This window comes from Candidatus Nanohalovita haloferacivicina (assembly GCF_029232205.1).
GTDB lineage: Archaea > Nanohalarchaeota > Nanosalinia > Nanosalinales > Nanosalinaceae > Nanohalovita > Nanohalovita haloferacivicina.
In genome coordinates, this window is the sequence record NZ_CP107255.1 from 772,349 (window position 1) to 791,679 (window position 19,331).

Genomic DNA, 19,331 nt, shown 5'->3' on the forward strand with positions numbered 1-19,331 from the left:
TCCCCATAGAGAGCTACTGCCGATGAACGTCTAGTTGGAGTGTGTATTCTTGAGTTCTTGCCATCTTTCGGAGAACTCATCTTTCATCTGTTCAAGAGCTACTCGCTCTTCATCAGTTAGTTCGTTGGATTCCACTATTTCACGGTAAATCTTGTACGGATGAGTCGGTACCTCGTCATCCATGTTTTCTTGGAACTGATCCTCAAACTTGTGACGGTGCTCGTTAACTTTATCTTCAAGTACTCCGTCATCTTCCCATTCATCGGCAAGCTTCTCTTTAGAACTCTTTCCTAAATCCCAGAGGCTTGCCATATTGGCAGTAGGGGTTGTAACTATTATTAACCTTTTCCTGCCGTTTTAGTGCATTCGAGGCCCTCACAGCAAAGATTCGTTGTCACGAGGTAATGAAAACACTTCTTTTTTCTTCATGTTGATTAATAATCTATTCCAGAAAAATAACTTGTGAAAGATCAGAAAAGGCCGGATAACAGATGAAATTGACCAATATTTTGAAGGAGAGCTTTCAGGAGCTGAAGGATAGGCCAGTCTACTTCGTACCAAGACTGGCATCAACTTCAATAAGCACGGCCTGGTTTGTATACATTCTTTCGTCAATGGATATTGGTTTCTACCTTGCAAGCGCACCCTTCATCATTTTTCTGGGGCTTTTCGTACCAGTAATGGTAGCCTACATGGTCGAAAATAATGCAGGCCTTCTCGAGGGATTCAGAGGAACTTCAAAGAGAATTGGAGATATCCTGCTAGCAAGCCTGGCCTTTATCGCGCTGGGAGCTATTTCAGCTCTTCCTGCAGTAGCTGGTTCTGCTCTTCTCTACATTAATGGCAATCTTATCGCTCCAGTAGTAGGCCTTTCTCTATCAGTAGTATTAATGCTGGCTATAGGTTTTTCAACATACTTTCTGCCGATAACTTTGCTGAGAGAAGGTTTTACAGGAGGATTTAGAAAATCTGCAGAGTTTTCAGCCAGCAATCAGAGAGAAGTAACTGCTTTGATCGTCTTCTCATTCCTGCTTTTCGGTGTATCCGCAGCTTCCAGCGGCGCACTTCAGACAGCTGGCCTTATTGGTTTTGTGATCGGAAGATTGACTTCCGCAGTTGTAGCTACTTATCTGATAGTTGTCAGTCCTAAATACTATCTGGAGAAAGAGAAGTGAAAAATGTAGGCCTTTTTAGGCCTTTAGAGTGTCGATAAGTTCTCTTGCTGCTTCCTGGGCCTTGCCTTTCTTGTTTTCGATGATCTTGAGGTATGCTCCTGTGAGTACGCATCCTGCTGAGGCCATTTCTCTTGCGATCTGCCGGTATTCTTCAATGTCGTCTGGTGAGTCGTGTTCTCTGTTGCGGCCGCTATCGCTGGTGCTTCTTCTGTAGAGTTCTTTTGCTGAGGCATCTAGTACAATGATTTTGCCTGGGTCCAGGTTTTCTACTGTCCATTTTGGCAGGCCTGGGATGTATCCGTATGGTGTTTTGATTGCTGCGTGAGTGTCTACAATTACGTTTCCGTCTTCTGCGTCTTCTACTATTGATTCTGCTGCGTCTTTCTGTATTTCTTTGTATTTTTCTACTCCGATGTCTTTCATGTCGTCTCTTGAGTCGGCGAGGCCTTGTTCTTTTGCTGTTTCGTACATTCTGTCGCCGTAGTTGATTACTTCGTATTCTTCGTCGGCTAGAAGCATTGCTTCTTCAAGTACTGTGGATTTTCCTACTCCTGAAAGTCCTACTACGATGTTTACGTTGCTCATTTATGGATCACGTGTAGTTTTTCGGCCAAGTAATTTAACCATTTATCGTCTTCGAGGACTGGCTCGGTGAATACTGCCTCCTCCATTTTCTCAGCTACGTAGTTTGGAACTCCTTCCTCTTTCAGTTTTTCTCTGTCTCTTGATACGAATTCTTTGAGAAGTGTTCTTGCATCGGTGTATTCTCTCTCGGTTTTTGCGATAAGCCTGTCTCCCTGCACGAACGTGTTTTCGTATTTCGATGTGAACTGCTCCATGTGGTCTTTTCCGTGGAATACTCGTGGGCCTTTGAGTTCTTCGATTGCTGGGAGGTGCTGGCTGAGCTCGAAGAATATTCTTGTATTCTCCTCTCCAACGTGGAAACCTGATTCAAACAGTCTGAAGTCATTCTTTGTCAGTACTGACTCCATTCTGGAGAGCGTCTTCCTCATCTGAGGATAGACCACATCGTCCACTTCGTCAGGACTATCGAACTCTATGACCAGAAAGTCTCCTCTATCCTTTATCTCTTTTTCAAGCTCGAATCTCTCATACTCAGGATCTTCTTCCCGGAAAAAGTCAATTCCAGGTTTCTTGTTGAATCTCCAGGCCTGATGAATAAATTCTGCGTAGTTCTGAGTAGAGAGTACTGAGGCCACATTTCTCTCAGGATCCACTGGATCAATTACTACAAGGTTATCGTTCGAGAACTTGTTCTTTAATTCCTGTGGAAGGCCTTCTTCGTGATAGTTTTCTAGATCGAGGACTTTTTCCTGAGTCCAGTCCTCCACATCCTCTATAAGTTCTCTGAAGCTGCCGTATTCTGCTACAAGTATTTCACAGAGGTAGCCTGAGAAACCTCTGTTTTTCAGTGATGATCCGTAAAGGCCTCTTTTCTTGAGGAATTTTTTGAGTAGTACAGCGTCTTTTTTCTGTTCTTCGTCAAGATTTTCTCGGGCCCATCTGGAGTGGTGTGGTGTTCTGTCGACTGCGCTTCTGATGTCTTCCGGGCTTGTGTCGAAGCATGGAACTATTTCTACCTCTACTCCCTCTATATGGCCTTTGCTGTATGGGTGTTCGGCGTATTCGACGTGGTAGTCGGCGTTGAAGTTCTGGAATGTTTTCTTTCCTATTTCCAGGCCTTTATTCTCAAGTTCTATTCTTTCAGTGGTTTCAGGGAAAAGCACGAAGAGATCGATGTCTTTGTCTCCGGCCATGCAGGTTTTTCTTCCTGCTGACCCTGCGAAATGTGTTTCAAGGCCGTATTCTTCCTCTATGTATTCGGAGATTTTATCGTAGAGGCCCTGTATTTTCTCGAATTCTTCTTCTGTCGGATATATTTCTTCCAGTACTTTTTCTCTTAGCCTTTCCCAGTTCATATTTAGTGTTTGAGTGGTGGAGAAGTTTTAATCTTTCCAGCGGCCAGTTACAGTTATGCAGCTGAATTTCGTGAATATCTCAGTTCAGGACATGGATAGAGCTGTCAAGTTTTACACCAAGTTGTTTCAGAAGGATCCTGTTACTGAGTCTGAGAGGCTTGTAGAGTTTGAGTTTGATGGTGTAAAGATTGGGCTTCACAGTGCTGAGGCCGATGTTACTGACAGAGAAGTTTCTTATGGCGATAACTGTTTTCCTGGCTTTCGTGTTGAGGACCTTGATGAGGAAAAAGATAGGGTTTCAGAGTTTGCTGAAATAGTTTCTGAGAACAGTGTTGGAGGCCATAGATGGATTACGGTGAGGGATTCTGAAGGTAATACTCTGGAGTTGTATGATGGCCATCTATAGTTTTTGTATGAAAGAATTCTGTGTTGATATGTAAAATGAGAGAGAAGTGTGGAGGTCTAGTTTGCTAGACCTTTTACGAGTTTGCGGTCTGCGATGACCCAGAACTCGATTTCGTCTCCTTCTCCTGCGTCGAGGTCTTCTGGAAGTTCCATTTCCTCTGTCTCGTAGGTGTCCATGTCCATTACCTGGGCAATGGTTCCTTCCTGTGAGACGATCTGACCGACTTTCTTGTCGACGTCAGGACTCATTAGCATTGCGTCTCCTGGCTTGGTGACGTGTCTGTCTTTTCCGTCGAATACTCCACGGGCCTTGATCTTACATTTTGCGGATCCGTGTTTTCCTGGGCTGGATTTGCTCATGCTTCTTACTTCGCATGGCTCGTCGTCCAGCATGATGTATGTTCCGCTGTTTACTTTGGATGCTTCAACTTGTCGCGGCATTTAGATCACTTTGTAGCCAGTTCAATGTCTTCTTTCTTGATGGTGTTTCTTCCTGCGTGGTCTGCTACTTCTGTAGCGTCGGATGCAATTTCTGATCCTAGTTCTTCAAGAGCACTTCGTAGTTCTTCGACTGCGTCTTCTGAAACTCTTTCTGCTCCTGCCTTTCTGATTATTCGTTCAACTGGTGCATTTGGTAGACTCATTGTTAATCACACGTAAGTCATGTCAAAATATTTTTTAATAAGGATAGGTCTTTCAGACTTTTCTATGGTAGTAGTGGACGCCAATGTAATCATCCATGGCCGTGCAGATCAAAGGTTCAGTCAGGCCTTTACAGTACCGGAAGTGCTTGAAGAGATGAAGAGCAGTGAGGCCAGTATGAAGGCAGATCTGCTTGATTTGCAGGTTCAGCGGCCTGACAGCGAGATATTTGAGCAGGTTCAGTCGAAGTCTGAGGAGATTGGTGCTGCTACTTCGGAAACCGATGAGAAACTTCTGGCCCTGGCGTTAACCAGAAAAGATTCTCTAGTGACTGATGACAAGGATTTGCAGAATCTGGGCCTTCATCTAGAAGCCGAGGTTGAAGGTTTTCTTGAGGACCGTATTGAGAAGAAGCTTCAGTGGATTTCTGTATGCAGTAACTGCGGCCGGGAAGTATCTACTCCTCCATGTCCACGTTGTGGATCCCAGCAGGTTCGTCGGAAACTAGATTAGCGTAGTCCATAACGAATTCTTTTGTAAGAATCAGTAGTAGAGGACCGATAATCAATCCTTTGAGGCCGAGTACGAGTGGTCCTGCGAGGAATCCGAGGAATACTACCAGTGGGTGTTCTTCCATCTGTTTTGATCCGATGTATGGCCTTAGGAAGATTTCTGTCATTACATTGAGCGCTATTATTCCGAATACAATTATCAGGGATCCTTTGAATGGCTGGCCTATCATTATGTAGTATCCTCCTAGAGGTACGTAGAACATGAATGCTGCGACCAGAGGAAGTAGTGCTGCTACTGCCACCAGGAAGGCCCATAGCGGGATTAGCGGTATTGGGGATGTTATGAGTGCGATGAGGTAGAGGCCTATTGCTGTTGAGATTCCGAGAATGACTGCTACGATTATCTGTGTCATGAAAACTCCTCGGAAGATTTTATCGACTGAGTGAATCAGCGATCGGAGAATCTTTTCCTCAGGTCTTGGCATCTCGTCTAGAAGGCCTTTGATCTGGCTGCTTAGTTTGGCTCTGTCTCTGTATAGGAATAGTGCTGTTACGAAGAATATACCTAGATCGATTAGAAGTGAGGGTGCTGATACGAACATTTGGATGAGCTGGTTGGTTACTTCGCTTGACATCTGGTCGATGAACTGTTGCAGGTTCTGCTGGAAAGATGGCGATAAGTTCAGGAACATCACCAGGTTGGATACAAGGTCGCTTAACTGGCCTGAGAACTCCTCAACTTCCGAGAGTATGGTGAAGAAGTTGTTGAGGAAGAGATAAAGGCTCATTGATATTATTGATATGACAGCTGAGATCACAGTAACTGAGGATAGAATATCATTCTTCAGATAGCTGTTTACCCAGTCGTGTGCGAATTTCAACAGGTATGATACAACTACAGCCATCAGTATCGAGTCAAGAAACGGGTACAGGATAAAGAAGCTGCCTAAGACAAGGAGGCCGGCAACTACAAGTGTTTCTCTCTGGGTTCTCAGCTTTTCCTCATCCATGTTAAGGGTATGACAGAAAGACCGTTAAATTATCTATCCCTCAAAGAAACAACTCTGTTACTACTGAAGCATAAAACATAAGAGGCTAAGATATTTAAAATTTGGCCTTCCTTTAGGCCTTGTTTAGGTGTAAAATAAAAAATGACTGAAGATGGTAACATTCCGCGAAGACAGTTTGATAATTATGAAGTCCCAGAAGAATGGGAGGAAGATGAAGAAACAGAAGAACAGGAAGGAGAAGAAGCCCCTGATGAAGACGCAGAGGGATATGAAGTCGTCCAGGAAGAAGCAGAGGAAGGCGAAACAGTACTTACATGTCCAGAATGTGATTCTCAGAGATTCGAGGAAGACTCCTCAAAAGGAGAGCTTATCTGTATCGAATGTGGTTTCGTAATCGACGAAGACCGTATCGACGAATCCGCAGAATGGAGAGCATTCAACGCAGAAGAAAAAGAGAAAAAGGCCCGAGCAGGCCAGCCACTAACGTACACAAAGCACGACATGGGAGTATCCACAGAAATTGGAAAAGGAAGTGGAGAACTCTACAAAGTCTCAGGCAACAAAAGAGCACAGTACTACAGACTCAGAAAATGGCACAAGAGACTGACCAAGTCAAAGGACCGCAACCTCGGATTTGCACTATCCGAACTGAACTCGATGATCTCCAACTTGAACCTGCCTGAATCAGTCCACGAAGAGACAGCCAGACTATACGAGAAAGCTGTCGACCAGGGACTGGTCAGAGGACGTTCCATGGAGTCCATCATCTCTGCAATCATCTACATTGTAGCAAGAAAGCAGGGAACTCCAAGAACTCTTGACGAGATCTCAGATGCCTCCGGAATCGAGAAAAGAGAGATCGGACGCGCATACAGATACGTCGCAAGAGAACTAGGCCTCAGAATCCTGCCAGCAAAGCCTCAGGACTACGTACCAAGATTCGCCGGTAAACTCCAGCTATCAGGAGAAGTCCAGGCCCGAGCACGTAACATCCTGAAAGAAGCAAGAGAAAGAGACCTCCTCTCAGGAAAAGGCCCTACAGGCCTCGCCGCTGCAGCACTTTACATCGCAGCAGTACTTGAAGGAGAGAAGAGAACACAGAGAGAAGTAGCAGACGTAGTAGGAGTAACAGAAGTCACAATCAGGAACCGCTACAAAGAACTAGCAGAGAAACTAGGCCTCGAGGAAGAGCTCGAAGAGAAATCCAACTAAAGGCCTTTCTCTCACCACATTTTTCTTTTTCTCATATTAGCTATCTTAGTCCATCGTTGCTGGTTCTGTAACATCTGCATCAGCTGAAACATCAAGAGAATCATCTTCAACTGATTCTGTTTCCATGTAAGCTGGTAGGCTGAAAACGTCATAAGCTGGTTTCCAGACATCTGTAGCAAGATATCTTTGATCTTCAGCACCATCCACGCCTATCTCAACCATTACCTGTCTAGCGAGGACATCATCATTGTGCATAGTGGCTTTCCAGTAGTCCTGAGCATAACCATGATCAAGCTGAACTTGCATCGAAACCTCCGCCGTCTCTGCGCCGTTGAGAACTTCCTGAGCAGTTGCATCTACTCCTAATTCTGAAAAAAGCTCATTAATTTGCTCTCTGTCCGCTCCCGCTACTTCATCACCGCCCTCTACTATTTCTGGCGGCGTAGATCGATTAGAGCCGTAACTACTATTTCTGTACTTCATTTACATTAAAACCTGCGGCCAGCCGATTTAAAAAACTTTGGGGACAACAAGTAAGCCGGCCTTAAATGCAAAGATCATTCTTAATCTTTCATTGCAGAAATAACATCTTCTAAAGGCGCATCAGTTCTTATACCTGTAGGAGTGAAGTGCGTTCGGGATACAGGATATCCTTTCTCCCTCAAATTTTCTATGACATCCTCTCTTTTCGGCGCCATTAATCCAGTTGAGGAGGCCATTTTGTGAAGATCATAGAAAGGAGTCAGTATCTCGGCCTCAGAATCAAGCAACTCTACTATCTCCCGCGATTCCCAATCCTCTGGCATTTCTTCCAGCACTTCTGAGGTAAATCTCTGATCGGAAATTTTTCCAGTCCATAGAGGGCCTGCAACCTTGACTTCTGCACCACAGTGGCCGCATTTATCGACTCTTTCCAGTTTTCTCCATCTACACTGCGGACAGAAGCTCATGTAGCCTATATTCTCCAGAGTTCTGTTTGCTCGGCTCTTTGACTCCGTAACTCTTCCCATCACTCTAGTATAGTGTCTTTCATGCCAGCAAATCTTTGGATCGAAGCATTTGTCGTAGCGAGCGAAGTTCTGGAAGGCCTCCTTAATGTAAATCCTGAGTCCTGTCTCATGCATCAACGCGTTCTTCATCGGAGTAGATCCGTATCTCCTCATGCAGGTCTTCTTGTAGCTTCCAGCAGGAACCGCGTTATCAGTTGCTGTCAGGCCTACAAAGCTCTGGTAGTTAGCTGCTCTGGCCGTGGAATCAAGGTAAGGTGTGAAAGGTCCGAAAGGATCTACATCTATAAGGTGGAAGAAGTTCCTGTTCTCTGAAAGAAAAACGTTGGCGTCGCTTTCAGAAACTTCGGCCTCAATGTCGTTTTCCTCGAGGCCTTTCTCTATACTTTCAATCGCTCTTGGATTAGTATCGTTTAGATGGATGTTGCCCTGGCCTGAGTACCTGAATCCTCGGATGCCCGAGGCTGCTAGCGCGTCGGCAATATTGAACTCTGGCACCTCTACTTTCTCTCTGAAAACCTTCAGTGCGGCCCACGAGATATCCCTGTTGTTCTTCATGTCTTTATTGTAGAACACACTGGAGTCTTTCCCCGGCTCTTCCTCTTCCGGCACGAAGATTTTCAGGCCTCTTTCTTCCATGAAGAATAATATTCCAGAAACTATTTTTAAACCGCAAACCGCAGAGGCCCAACTCTTTTAAATAGAGGTCGGAGAAAAGCTCCTCGTTCCTTTTATAAACCTTTCAATGCTCATGTCTACTTGCGGTGGTTTTTGTTGAGTAATGTAGTACAAGAAGTCAAAAAGGCAGAGAAAGACGCCAAATCCATAATCGAAGACGCGGAAGAAAGCCGCGAAGAAATTCTCTCCGATGCTAGAGAAGAAGCAGAGGACATAGTCGAAAGTAAGAAAGAGAACATGCAGGAGAGAAAGGAGAAGGAACTCAAGAAGTTCAGAAAAGAAATTGAAGAACAGAAAGACGATATTGTTGAGGAAGGAGAGACAGAAGCCACCGAGATCAAGAATCAGGCCAGCGAAAACACTGAGGAAGCAAAAGAATTCCTAGAACAGAAATTTGAAGAAGACTTCCTCTAGGTGGTTAAAATAAAACCAACAGAAATGACCAAAATCTCCGTAACAGGGCCGAAGAAATACCTGAAAGATGTTATAGATGAACTTCATTCTCTAAAAATTCTTGACATAGAGTCCTACGACGGAGATCTTGAGACCGGAGAACCTTTCGAAGAGGCCGAAGACCTTTCACAACTTCTAGTAGACATCAGATCACTTGAATCCAAACTACCTGAACTCGAAGAAGTTGAGGAAGAAGAACTGGATCTGGAGGAAATAGAGGAAAATATTCCGGAAATCTCATCCAAGATCGACAGACTAACCAGCAAAAAGGAAAGACTGAAGAGAAAAATCTCAGGCCTTAACGACGAAAAAAAGTTCTTCAAAAGAATAACAGGAACAGGCCTGACCTACGACGATCTTCAGGGATCAGAAAGACTTGAAGTATTCATCGGAGACCTGGACGCAGAAGCGCTAAAAGAAAAATCTTCCGGGAACTACGAACTACTGGAAGGCCGAAGCACAAACGTTGTAATATATGAGAAAGACTCTGGAATGAAACAAGTCCTGATGGATGTCCAAGAAAGAAGCTATGAACTTCCGGAAGGAGACTTCTCAGGCACACCTGAAGACATTGTAAACAATACTGAGGCCCGAAAAGAAGAATTCAAAAACGAGATAGAAACAGTAGAGGCCCAGCTAGAAGAACTAGCAGCTGAATGGAGAGGAAAACTTGAGACAGCAAACGAATACCTCACAGAAAGAATTGAGAAAGCCGAGGTCCCTCTCCAATTCGGTACTACAGAAAACACATTCATTATAGAGGGATGGATTCCTTCCGACTCATACACACAGTTCGAGGAAGAAGTCGCAGAAGTAACAGAAGGAAAAGTCCACATCCAGAAAGAGGAAGGAGAAAATCCTCCGGTTCAGCACGACAACAACCGTTTCGTGCAGCCATTCGAATCACTTACAGATCTGATGGCGGTTCCAAAACACAACGAACTGGACCCATCCATCGTACTGATGCTTACATTCCCACTTTTCTTCGGATTCATGATCGGAGACGCAGGATATGGCCTGACATCACTCGCAGTATTCTACGGAGGAATGAAAGTATTCCCAAAGGCCTCCGACATGTTCAAGTCACTGATGTACGCATCAGTCGCCACATTCCTATTCGGCCTCGCATTCGGTGACGCCTTCGGATACGTCATATTCGGCCACCACTCCGAGCTAGCCGCAGTAACGGGAATACATCTATTTGAACAGATTCCAATTCTGTGGCACAGAGCCGAACACCTAGGCCAAGTATTCACAATTTCAGCAATCATCGGCCTGGTGCACGTCAACCTAGGATATCTTATCGGAGTCTACAACGAGACAATCAGGCACGACTTCAAACATGCCTTCCTAGAGAAAGGAAGCTGGCTAATGCTTGAAGCCGGAGCACTACTATGGTACTTCCAGGGCGCAACAGTAGGAGCACCAGTCACACTTATCGCACTGGCAACACTCTGGACAGGAGAAGGAGTAGAAGGAATAGTCGAAATCCCATCACTACTCTCAAACATCCTATCCTACCTAAGAATATTCGGAGTATCAGTAGCAGCAGTCTCACTAGCCGCAGTAGTAAACTCAATGGCCAACCCACTGCTTACATCAGGCAGCGTAATCGGCCTGGCAGCAGGAATAGGACTGCTAATCTTCGGACACGTATTCAACACATTCATCAAAATCATGGAAGGCTTCCTTCAAGGAATACGTCTTCACTACGTGGAGATGTTCGGAAAATTCTACGAAGGAGGCGGTAAAAAATACGCTCCATTCGGAGCAAAGGAACCATAGAGTTCCATAATCTATATTTTGAGGTGAAAACCACACAATGGCAGTATCAGGACTTACAGCAATCGGTGCAGGACTCGCAATCGGAATCTCCGCACTTGCAACAGCCTGGGCACAGGCAAAGATCGGATCAGCAGGTGTAGGAGCTCTAGCAGAAGATGACAGCCTATTTGGATCAGTGCTTATCCTTACAGCACTACCAGAAACAATCGTCATCTTCGGACTAGTAGTCTCACTGGTTGTTACAGGATTCATATAGAAAAACCCACAGAAGGGCCATCAAGGCCCTTCCAAACTTCACTTATTTAACACATACAACAACACAACGAGGAAAAAGTACTATGGCACTTGAAGACGTGAAATCAGAAGTATTGAACGATGCTGAAGAAAAAGCAAACAAGATAGTAGACGAAGCTGAGGAAGAAGCAGAAGAAATCAAAGAAGAAGCAAGAAAAGAAGCAGAAGAAATAGAGGAAAAAGTCAAACAGGAAATTGAAGAACAGAAATCCTCAATAGAAAAAGAAGGCCTTGCCAACGCAAGAATGGAGGCCAAGCAGAAGAAGCTGCATGCCAAACAGGAAGCACTGGAAGAGGCCTTCGAAGAATTCAGAGAAGACCTATCAGAAAAAGTATCAGACAACAGAGAGGCCTTCCTTGAGAACTGTGTTGAACAGGCAGAGTTCGAGGTATGTGCAGTTCAGGCATCCGAAGAATTTGAGGACGCAGTCGACGATCTAGGATATGACTACGAGGAACTCGATGAGGAAGGAGTAATTGTAGTATCTGAGGACGGCCTCAAAAGACTGAACTTCAAACTTGACAAAATCGTGGAAAACTACCGTGAAAACTACAGAAACCAGGTAGCGGAGAAACTTTTCTAAGTGAGATATATGGCCCTAGGAACACAGAAAGACTACCCATACATGTACGCCCGCGTCAGCGCGAAGAAAGCAAAACTTCTCGACCAGAGCGACTACGAGAACCTGATGAAAATGGGCGCAAACGAAATATCCAGAAACCTCCAGGAAGGAGAATACAAAGAAGACATCGACGCCCTAGGGTCAAACTACGAAGGAGTAAGACTTGTAGAACTAGGCCTATCCAGAAACCTGGCCCGATCACTATCCGAAATAGTAGACCTAGCACCAGAAGGCCTCAGCAAAGTCCTCCAAGCATACCTCAGAAAATACGATATTCTGAGCATCAAAAGACTTCTCAGATGGAAACTGAGCGAGAACGAAGACCTTGATATCCAGGCCATTCTCACACCAGTATCCAGCTTCACATACAAAGACCTCAAAGAACTTTCAGAAATGGAATTCGAACAGATAATTGAGGAAATCAGCTTCGAATCCGTCATCAACTACACAGAATACCTTGAAGATGCAGAAACAGTATCAGAAGTTGAGACAGCTCTAGACCAGGCCTACTTCGACGAACTAGAATACCTGGCAAAAAAGGTCAACAGCAAAGAGTTCAAGGATTTCCTGAAAAGAGAAATGGAACACCAGAACCTGACCGTGGCCCTCAGACTGAAGAAACACGAAGTAGAGAAAGAAGAGATCAGATCAAGAATGATCGAAAACGGAGGATCAAAGATTGTAGAGAACGTGATCGAGGCCGAAGATCTAGAGGCCGCAGTAAATACCCTGGCCGAAGAAGAAATGATCAGCTCAACAGATGAGGAACTGGAAGAGATAGAAAGAGAACTTGAGGTAAACAGGCTTCAGAGAGCGCTTAGAATGCTGCACACAGAACCCCTAGGCCTGACATCAATCATCGGCTACATTATTGCAAAAATTACAGAAGTAGAGAACTTGAGAATGCTGATCAGAGCCAAAGAAACAGGCATTCACAATATCGAAACCATTAGGAGAAACTTGGTTGTTTCAGAAAGGTGAAAGAAAGGATGACAGAAAACGACGACATGGAGAAGAGAAATCTTGCAGTAATCGGAGACCAGGACTTCACACTTGGCTTCCAGCTAGCAGGAGTTCAGAAAGTATTTGAAAAAGGAGACTACCAGAAGAAGATTCAGGAACTAACAAGCAGAGAGGACATCGGAATTCTGGTAGTTAAAGAGGAAGATCTACACGATCTACCTAAAAGAATTAGAAAAGACATCAGCAACTCAGTCGACCCTGTTGTAGTACCGCTTTCCGAAGAAGCAGAAAGTGAGAGACTACAGGAAAAAATCAAGAAAGCAATTGGAGCAGACGTAACTCCAGAATAAAAATTCATACTATAAGGTGAACAAACAAAATGGCAGACGGTGAAATTTACAAAGTAGCAGGCCCGGTGGTTATCGCTACCGGCATGGACCCTCAGATGTACGACGTAGTTAAAGTCGGCGACGAGGGACTCATGGGAGAAGTTATCCAAATCGAAGGAGAAAAATCATACATACAGGTCTACGAACAGACAACCGGAGTAAAACCCGGAGAACCAGTGAAGAACACTGAAGAACCACTAAGCGTAGAACTAGGCCCAGGACTACTCGGCTCAATCTACGACGGACTTCAGAGACCTCTACCAGTACTGCAGAACATGACCGGAGACTTCATCGAAAGAGGAGAGGACGCACCAGGAATCGACGATGAAGAAGAATACGACTTCAGACCAACAAGAGAAGAAGGAGACGAAGTCACACCCGGAGACGTAATCGGAAAAGTAGACGTAGACTTCGGAACACACAAAGTAATGGTCCCCCCAGGAAGCGAAGGAGGAACAATCAAAGAAATCCGAAGCGGAGAACACACAGTCAAAGAAACAGTCGTCGAACTAGAAAACGGCGAAGAAATCCAGATGCGACAGGAATGGCCTATCAGACAGCCAAGAGAAGAAGACGAAAAACTCAAACCAGAAGTACCACTGATCACAGGCCAGAGAGTACTCGACGGATTCTTCCCAATCGCCAAAGGAGGAACAGCAGCAATCCCAGGCCCATTCGGATCAGGAAAAACAGTAACACAGCAGAGCCTCGCAAAATACTCCGACGCAGACATCATCGTCTACATCGGATGCGGAGAAAGAGGAAACGAGATGACAGAAGTCCTCGAAGAATTCCCAGAACTAGAAGACCCACAGACAGGCGACAAGATCATCAACAGAACAGTACTGATCGCAAACACTTCAAACATGCCTGTAGCAGCAAGAGAAGCATCAATCTACACAGGAGTAACAATAGCAGAATACTTCAGAGACATGGGCCTCGACGTAGCCCTGATGGCAGACTCAACATCACGTTGGGCAGAAGCCATGCGTGAAGTATCCGCAAGACTAGAAGAAATGCCTGGAGAAAGAGGATACCCAGCATACCTGGCCTCAAGACTCGCAGAATTCTACGAAAGAGCAGGAAGAGTCAAACCTCTAGGCCCTGAAGACCCAGGATCTGTCTCCATCATCGGAGCAGTAAGTCCTCCAGGAGGAGACTTCTCGGAGCCTGTAACCCAGAACACTTTGCGTGTAGCAAAGAACTTCTGGGCTCTTGACGCAGACCTAGCAGAGAAGAGACACTTCCCATCAATCAACTGGGATGACTCTTACTCAGGTTACAGCGACAAGCTTATCGAACACTTCCAAGACGAAGTAGACGACGAATGGGCTGAAAACATTCAAGAAGCCAAAGACCTACTTCAAAAGGACGGAGAACTTCAGGAGACTGTACAGCTCGTAGGTAAAGACGCACTACCAGACAGAGAAAGACTCACACTGGAGATCGCAAACATGGTTAAACAGTTCTACCTACAGCAGAACGCATTCCACCCTGTAGATGAGTACTCAGAACCAGAGAAAACCCACGAAATACTCGACCTGATCCTTGACTGGGGTAACGAGGCCTATCAGGCCCTTGAAGACGGAGCCCTTGTTGAGGACATCATCAGTCTCGACTCCAAGAACAGAGTCAGCGAAGTAGCAACCTCAGAGGAATACCTGGAAACAGTTCAGGATATCAGAGAACAAATGGATGAGGAATTTGAAGAGGTAGTCGAGGAGTAGAGGTGATCAACAATGAGCCAACAAGAAGAATACAAGACAATTAACGAAGTTAAAGGACCTCTCGTATACGTAGAGAAAACCCGAGACATCGCCTACGGAGACATCGTAGAAATCGAAACACCAGACGGCGAAACAAAGAGAGGAGAAGTACTCGAAACCAGCAAAGACGTAGTAGTCGTGCAGGTATATGAGGAAACACAGGGAATCGGAAGAGACGCACACGTCAAGTTCCTGGACCAGAACGTCAAGATGCCAGTAACAGAAGACCTACTAGGCAGAATCCTTGACGGAACAGGAGACCCAATCGACGATGGCCCAGAAATCATCCCTGAAGAAGAAAGAGATATCCAGGGAGAGGCCATCAACCCATACAGTCGTGAACTACCAGAGGACTTCATCCAGACAGGAATCACAACAATCGACCTGATGAACACACTGGTCCGCGGGCAAAAGCTTCCAATCTTCTCAGGATCAGGCCTACCACACAACGAACTATCAATGCAGATCGCACGACAGGCCGACACAAAAGGAGAAGACACAGAGTTCGCAGTAGTATTCGCAGGAATGGGTATTACAGACGAAGAATCCAAAGAATTCATCGAAGAATTCAGAGAGACAGGAGCACTGGAAAGATCCGTTGTATTCCTGAACAAGGCCGACGACCCAGCACCTGAAAGACTGATCACACCAAGACTTGCACTCACAACAGCAGAATACCTTGCATTCGAGAAAGGAATGGAAGTTCTGGTCGTCATGACAGACATGACAAACTACTGTAACGCACTGAGAGAAGTCTCAGCAGCAAGAGAAGAAGTACCAGGCCGAAGAGGATACCCAGGATACATGTACACAGACCTGGCAGAACTCTACGAAAGAGCAGGAATTATCGAAGGCAGACAGGGGTCAGTCACACAGATTCCGATCCTGACAATGCCTAACGACGACAAAACACACCCTATCCCTGACCTCACAGGATACATTACAGAGGGCCAGATCGTAGTAGACAGAGACCTAGACAACAAAGGAATCAAGCCACCGGTCAACGTCCTTCCATCACTTTCCCGACTGATGGACAACGGAATCGGAGAAGGATTCACACGTGAAGACCACGGAGACGTTTCAGACCAGCTCTATGCACTCTACGCAGAAGGAGAGAACCTCAGAGACCTGGTATCGATTGTCGGAGAGGACGCACTATCCGAAAGAGACGAAAAAGTCCTCGAATTCACAAGACAGTTCGAACAACAGATCATCAACCAGGGAACAAGAACCAACAGAGACATCGAGGAATCGCTCTCAGTCGCATGGGACATCCTATCAATCGTTCCAGAAGGAGAACTCACAAGACTCGACCCAGAAACCAGAGAAAAGTACCTACCAGACCAGGAAGAGGACGAAGACGAGGAGTAAAATCCTCACCTTCCACCTACCTTCCTAAAAAGGTGTAAAAAATGTCACAAGACGTCAAACCAACCCGATCAGAAGAACTCCGACTCAAGGAGAGAATCAACCTAGCCGAAAACGGCCACGAGATCCTGGAAAAGAAAAGAGACGGCCTAATCCACGAATTCATGGAAATAATCGGAGACGCAAGAGACGTAAACCAGGAACTAGCCAACATCTACTCACAGGCCCGACTCAAACTTCTCCTAGCCAAAGTCTACGACGGAGAAGACACACTAATGGCCAACACACTCCACGTAGAAAACGAGCCAGAAATCAGGTCAGAAACACAGAACATCATGGGAGTAGTAGTGCCAGAAATCGAATCAGAACAAGTAACCAGAACAGTAACAGAAAGAGAATACGGCCTGACAACATCAACCTCCAGAATCGACTCAGTAGCCGATAAATACGAAGAACTGATCGAAAAAATAATTGAGGCCGCAGAAACACAGACCAAGGTACTCAAACTTCTGGACGAGATCGAGAAAACAAAGAGAAGAGTAAACGCACTCGAACACAAGACAATTCCAGAGATGAAAGAAGACCTTGACTACGTATCACAGACACTGGAAGAAAGCGAAAGAGAAGAAACCTTCCGCATGAAAAAAGTCAAGGAAATGTCAGAAGAAGCCTGAAAAAGGCCTTCCAACCCTCATATCTTATCCCCTATTTTTCTCACCCTGTACTTTATTGCCAGCAAATCCAAACAGTTCTCTAGAAATATGAAAGCCATAGTCTTCGACATGGACGGAGTAATAGCAGAGACCGAAAAGTTTCACACAGAGGCCAAACAAGAGGTACTGGCTGACCACGGAATCGAAACAGACGCAGAAGAACTAGAGGAAAAATACGCAGGAACACCCTCAGAAAACATGTTCAAACAAGTCTTCAAAGAACACAACATAGATGCAGACCACGAAGAAGCCGCAGCCAGAAAAAGACAGACATACCACGAAATCATACAGGGCCAGATACACGAAATAGAAGGAGCAAAAGCCCTGATCCAGGAACTTTCAGAAAATCACGAACTGGTCCTGGCCTCTTCTTCAGCTCGCAGAAATATTCAAATGATACTGAAAAGTACAGGCCTGGAAGAATACTTTATCGAAACACTGAGTGCAAAAGATGAAGGTATAAATGGCAAACCTGAGCCTGACATATATCTAGAGGCCGCCGAAATACTGGAAGAAAAACCTGAAAACTGCGTGGCAATTGAAGACAGCGACAACGGAATAAAATCAGCAAAAAAGGCCGGAATGAAGGTAGTAGGATTCAGAAATCAGAGGCCTGAAACAGATCTATCCATAGAATCTTTCGAAGATCTAAGCGTCGAGAGGTTGAAACAGCTATGATCTTCAGAAAAATAATGAAGAACTACATAGAAAAATACGGTGCTACAATACTTGGAAACCTGCTATGGCCCCCGGTATCCTCAGCAGTACTTGCAGAAGGAGAACACAACGACATACTGGCCCTTGATACCGGCGACCACTACAAACTTCCTGGAGGCCTCATCAATTCAGGAGAAGATATGAGAGAAGCTGCTAAAAGAGAGGCGCTGGAGGAGACAGGTTTCAACGTTGAAATAGGAGATCTTCTGGACGTCAGAGTAGGAGATCAAACAGGCAGTATAACATTCTTCTTTGAGGGAAAGGTGATTGATGGAGAAAAAGATGGTTCCTGGGAGGGAAGGCCTGAATTCATAGATAAAGAAGAAATGAAGGATAAGATGTGGAAACTTGAGCACTCACACGTGCATGAGTACCTGTTTCCCAACTCGGAGTAAGGATTACTTTTCTTCTTCCTCTTTCTCTACTTCTCTCTCAGCTTCCTTCTCAAGGTTAGGCATCATATCCTTGGTGTCAGCGGCCTCAGCAATTTCAGAGGTATCAACGTTAGGCCCAAGATCCTTCTTCTTGTCCTCTTTCATCTTCTGGATATCCTTGCCTACTTCAGAGACAAAGTCTCTGGTCTCACTCTTCAGCTCGTAAATCTCTTTCTCATCAACTTCATCAAGTTCCTTGGCCTTGACCTTCTCAATTACATCCTCCCAGCGGCCAAACATCTCAATGTGCTCATCGCCAACATCAAGATTATCTTCAACTACTCCAGGCAAGTCATCCTTATCTTCCGGAGGTGTGACACCTTGCGATTTAAGGGCTGCCACGTTGGCCTTGAGGAACTTCTTGTAGTCATCGACGATGCCCTTGACCTTCTTCCTTGCTCCCATCTGGGATACAAGTTTATGCATTCTGCGGACAAAGTCATCAGTCTTCTCAAGATGATCTTCAACAGCCTGGCCCGTAACTTCTTCAGGATTTTTCTCTCCCAGATTTCCGAACTCGTGAAGCTCTCTTCCAATCTCCACATACTCTTCCTCAAGCATTCCCTGCTCTACAAACATCTCCTCAAGAGTATCCGGAACATTCTCCTTCGCAGGAGGAGCTTTCCCAGCAAGCATGATAGGGGCCTGACCTGCGTTGGCCATGGCCTGTTCAAGCTTGTGAGGAATTGAAGACCGGAAATTCTTCTCGGCCTTCTTGTAACCTGCAGCACCCATCTTCAACCTTTTCTTGACAGATTCCTGAGTTCCAGAAATCTTTCCTCTCTCAAGAAGCCTCTTTGCCGGCATGAAAAGGCCTGTATCGTATACAGGCTGGCCATTCCTGATTGCTTCGATTGCCAGAGGCTCTCCTTTTCTCAGAGAGTCCCAGAAATCAGTTAGGAATGGGAAATACTGAATAGTAATCCTGTCATCCGTTTCCTTAGCCAGATCAGTTACTTTACGCCTGATTTTCTTTTTGGCGTCTTCAGGTACATCCTTCTTCAATTTAGTATCGTCTAGTATTACAAGAGTGTCTATATCAGAGTCATAGCCGTGCTCTCCTTTAGGCACGCTTCCCCAGACAGCTACAACCTTTACTTTGTCTCCTAGTTTTTCCTGCAGCTTGTCAGAGAACTCCTCGACAGCTTCGATTCTTCTCTCCTGAGATTTCTCTCTCATCTCCTTCAGTTTGTCTTTAGAACTCATTGATCAACCACATTAACCTCTTAGTCAAGACAAACTTAA

At 45.3% G+C, this 19,331-nt stretch carries 24 protein-coding genes; 15 read left to right on the forward strand and 9 right to left on the reverse strand.

Annotation, left to right across the window (positions count from 1 at the left end):
- Positions 1 to 30 precede the first annotated feature (30 nt).
- Positions 31 to 312, reverse strand: a complete 282-nt coding sequence (locus HBNXNv_RS04310) for a hypothetical protein (protein ID WP_174603083.1) — start codon at positions 310 to 312, stop codon at positions 31 to 33.
- 179 nt (positions 313 to 491) lie between these two features.
- Between HBNXNv_RS04310 and HBNXNv_RS04315 the strand changes: the two genes are divergently transcribed.
- Positions 492 to 1,175, forward strand: a complete 684-nt coding sequence (locus HBNXNv_RS04315) for a hypothetical protein (RefSeq protein ID WP_347720454.1) — start codon at positions 492 to 494, stop codon at positions 1,173 to 1,175.
- Between the two features lie 15 nt (positions 1,176 to 1,190).
- On the opposite strand, the gene HBNXNv_RS04320 is transcribed toward HBNXNv_RS04315, so the two are convergent.
- Complete coding sequence (locus HBNXNv_RS04320) at positions 1,191 to 1,760, reverse strand: adenylate kinase (RefSeq protein ID WP_347720455.1); 570 nt, start codon at positions 1,758 to 1,760, stop codon at positions 1,191 to 1,193.
- Positions 1,757 to 3,115 carry a CCA tRNA nucleotidyltransferase gene (cca, locus tag HBNXNv_RS04325; protein ID WP_347720456.1) on the reverse strand — a complete coding sequence of 453 codons (1,359 nt, stop codon included), beginning with the start codon at positions 3,113 to 3,115 and terminating at the stop codon, positions 1,757 to 1,759. Before cca ends, HBNXNv_RS04320 begins: the two co-directional genes overlap by 4 nt.
- Positions 3,116 to 3,170: 55 nt before the next feature.
- Between cca and HBNXNv_RS04330 the strand changes: the two genes are divergently transcribed.
- Positions 3,171 to 3,521, forward strand: a complete 351-nt coding sequence (locus HBNXNv_RS04330) for a VOC family protein (protein WP_347720457.1) — start codon at positions 3,171 to 3,173, stop codon at positions 3,519 to 3,521.
- Positions 3,522 to 3,577: 56 nt separating this feature from the next.
- Here HBNXNv_RS04330 and eif5A read toward each other — a convergent pair whose 3' ends face one another.
- Together eif5A and HBNXNv_RS04340 are read right to left on the reverse strand one after the other, a co-directional pair.
- Positions 3,578 to 3,961: a translation initiation factor IF-5A gene (gene eif5A, locus HBNXNv_RS04335; RefSeq protein ID WP_347720458.1), complete on the reverse strand. Its 384-nt coding sequence runs from the start codon at positions 3,959 to 3,961 to the stop codon at positions 3,578 to 3,580.
- A gap of 5 nt (positions 3,962 to 3,966) precedes the next feature.
- Positions 3,967 to 4,164 (reverse strand): histone family protein, encoded by a 198-nt coding sequence (locus HBNXNv_RS04340; RefSeq protein WP_347720459.1) that lies wholly within the window; start codon positions 4,162 to 4,164, stop codon positions 3,967 to 3,969.
- 64 nt (positions 4,165 to 4,228) lie between these two features.
- Between HBNXNv_RS04340 and HBNXNv_RS04345 the strand changes: the two genes are divergently transcribed.
- The gene (locus HBNXNv_RS04345) at positions 4,229 to 4,675 is read left to right on the forward strand and encodes an NOB1 family endonuclease (protein WP_347720460.1); all 447 of its coding nucleotides are present in this window, start codon (positions 4,229 to 4,231) and stop codon (positions 4,673 to 4,675) included.
- Here HBNXNv_RS04345 and HBNXNv_RS04350 read toward each other — a convergent pair.
- Positions 4,620 to 5,684, reverse strand: a complete 1,065-nt coding sequence (locus tag HBNXNv_RS04350; RefSeq protein WP_347720461.1) for an AI-2E family transporter — start codon at positions 5,682 to 5,684, stop codon at positions 4,620 to 4,622. The genes HBNXNv_RS04345 and HBNXNv_RS04350 overlap by 56 nt on opposite strands.
- A gap of 141 nt (positions 5,685 to 5,825) precedes the next feature.
- Between HBNXNv_RS04350 and HBNXNv_RS04355 the strand changes: the two genes are divergently transcribed.
- Positions 5,826 to 6,896: a transcription initiation factor IIB gene (locus HBNXNv_RS04355; protein WP_347720462.1), complete on the forward strand. Its 1,071-nt coding sequence runs from the start codon at positions 5,826 to 5,828 to the stop codon at positions 6,894 to 6,896.
- Positions 6,897 to 6,941: 45 nt separating this feature from the next.
- On the opposite strand, the gene HBNXNv_RS04360 is transcribed toward HBNXNv_RS04355, so the two are convergent.
- Entirely contained in the window at positions 6,942 to 7,379 is a 438-nt protein-coding gene (locus tag HBNXNv_RS04360; protein ID WP_347720463.1) for a hypothetical protein, read from the reverse strand.
- A gap of 80 nt (positions 7,380 to 7,459) precedes the next feature.
- Entirely contained in the window at positions 7,460 to 8,542 is a 1,083-nt protein-coding gene (locus HBNXNv_RS04365; protein ID WP_347720464.1) for a tRNA (guanine(10)-N(2))-dimethyltransferase, read from the reverse strand.
- A 135-nt stretch (positions 8,543 to 8,677) separates the two neighbouring features.
- Here HBNXNv_RS04365 and ahaH point away from each other — a divergent pair, with 135 nt between their 5' ends.
- The 11 genes from ahaH to HBNXNv_RS04420 all read left to right on the forward strand — a co-directional run bounded on the left by ahaH (position 8,678) and on the right by HBNXNv_RS04420 (position 18,047).
- Entirely contained in the window at positions 8,678 to 8,995 is a 318-nt protein-coding gene (gene ahaH / locus HBNXNv_RS04370) for an ATP synthase archaeal subunit H (protein WP_347720465.1), read from the forward strand.
- A gap of 24 nt (positions 8,996 to 9,019) precedes the next feature.
- Complete coding sequence (locus tag HBNXNv_RS04375; RefSeq protein ID WP_347720466.1) at positions 9,020 to 10,819, forward strand: V-type ATP synthase subunit I; 1,800 nt, start codon at positions 9,020 to 9,022, stop codon at positions 10,817 to 10,819.
- A gap of 37 nt (positions 10,820 to 10,856) precedes the next feature.
- Positions 10,857 to 11,075 (forward strand): ATPase, encoded by a 219-nt coding sequence (locus HBNXNv_RS04380; protein WP_347720467.1) that lies wholly within the window; start codon positions 10,857 to 10,859, stop codon positions 11,073 to 11,075.
- A gap of 82 nt (positions 11,076 to 11,157) precedes the next feature.
- Complete coding sequence (locus HBNXNv_RS04385) at positions 11,158 to 11,697, forward strand: V-type ATP synthase subunit E family protein (protein ID WP_347720468.1); 540 nt, start codon at positions 11,158 to 11,160, stop codon at positions 11,695 to 11,697.
- 9 nt (positions 11,698 to 11,706) lie between these two features.
- Positions 11,707 to 12,717: a V-type ATPase subunit gene (locus HBNXNv_RS04390; RefSeq protein ID WP_347720469.1), complete on the forward strand. Its 1,011-nt coding sequence runs from the start codon at positions 11,707 to 11,709 to the stop codon at positions 12,715 to 12,717.
- 8 nt (positions 12,718 to 12,725) lie between these two features.
- Complete coding sequence (locus HBNXNv_RS04395) at positions 12,726 to 13,049, forward strand: V-type ATP synthase subunit F (RefSeq protein ID WP_347720470.1); 324 nt, start codon at positions 12,726 to 12,728, stop codon at positions 13,047 to 13,049.
- A 29-nt stretch (positions 13,050 to 13,078) separates the two neighbouring features.
- The gene (locus HBNXNv_RS04400) at positions 13,079 to 14,815 is read left to right on the forward strand and encodes a V-type ATP synthase subunit A (RefSeq protein ID WP_347720471.1); all 1,737 of its coding nucleotides are present in this window, start codon (positions 13,079 to 13,081) and stop codon (positions 14,813 to 14,815) included.
- 12 nt (positions 14,816 to 14,827) lie between these two features.
- The gene (locus HBNXNv_RS04405) at positions 14,828 to 16,225 is read left to right on the forward strand and encodes a V-type ATP synthase subunit B (protein ID WP_347720472.1); all 1,398 of its coding nucleotides are present in this window, start codon (positions 14,828 to 14,830) and stop codon (positions 16,223 to 16,225) included.
- A 41-nt stretch (positions 16,226 to 16,266) separates the two neighbouring features.
- Positions 16,267 to 16,896, forward strand: coding sequence for a V-type ATP synthase subunit D (locus HBNXNv_RS04410; protein ID WP_347720473.1), 630 nt, complete (start codon positions 16,267 to 16,269; stop codon positions 16,894 to 16,896).
- A gap of 87 nt (positions 16,897 to 16,983) precedes the next feature.
- Positions 16,984 to 17,613: an HAD family hydrolase gene (locus tag HBNXNv_RS04415; RefSeq protein ID WP_347720474.1), complete on the forward strand. Its 630-nt coding sequence runs from the start codon at positions 16,984 to 16,986 to the stop codon at positions 17,611 to 17,613.
- Complete coding sequence (locus tag HBNXNv_RS04420; protein WP_347720475.1) at positions 17,610 to 18,047, forward strand: NUDIX domain-containing protein; 438 nt, start codon at positions 17,610 to 17,612, stop codon at positions 18,045 to 18,047. The genes HBNXNv_RS04415 and HBNXNv_RS04420 overlap by 4 nt, the downstream gene beginning before the upstream one ends.
- A 3-nt stretch (positions 18,048 to 18,050) precedes the next feature.
- Here the strand turns inward: HBNXNv_RS04420 and HBNXNv_RS04425 are convergent, their stop codons facing one another.
- Positions 18,051 to 19,292, reverse strand: a complete 1,242-nt coding sequence (locus HBNXNv_RS04425) for a nucleotidyltransferase domain-containing protein (protein ID WP_347720476.1) — start codon at positions 19,290 to 19,292, stop codon at positions 18,051 to 18,053.
- Positions 19,293 to 19,331: the final 39 nt, after the last annotated feature.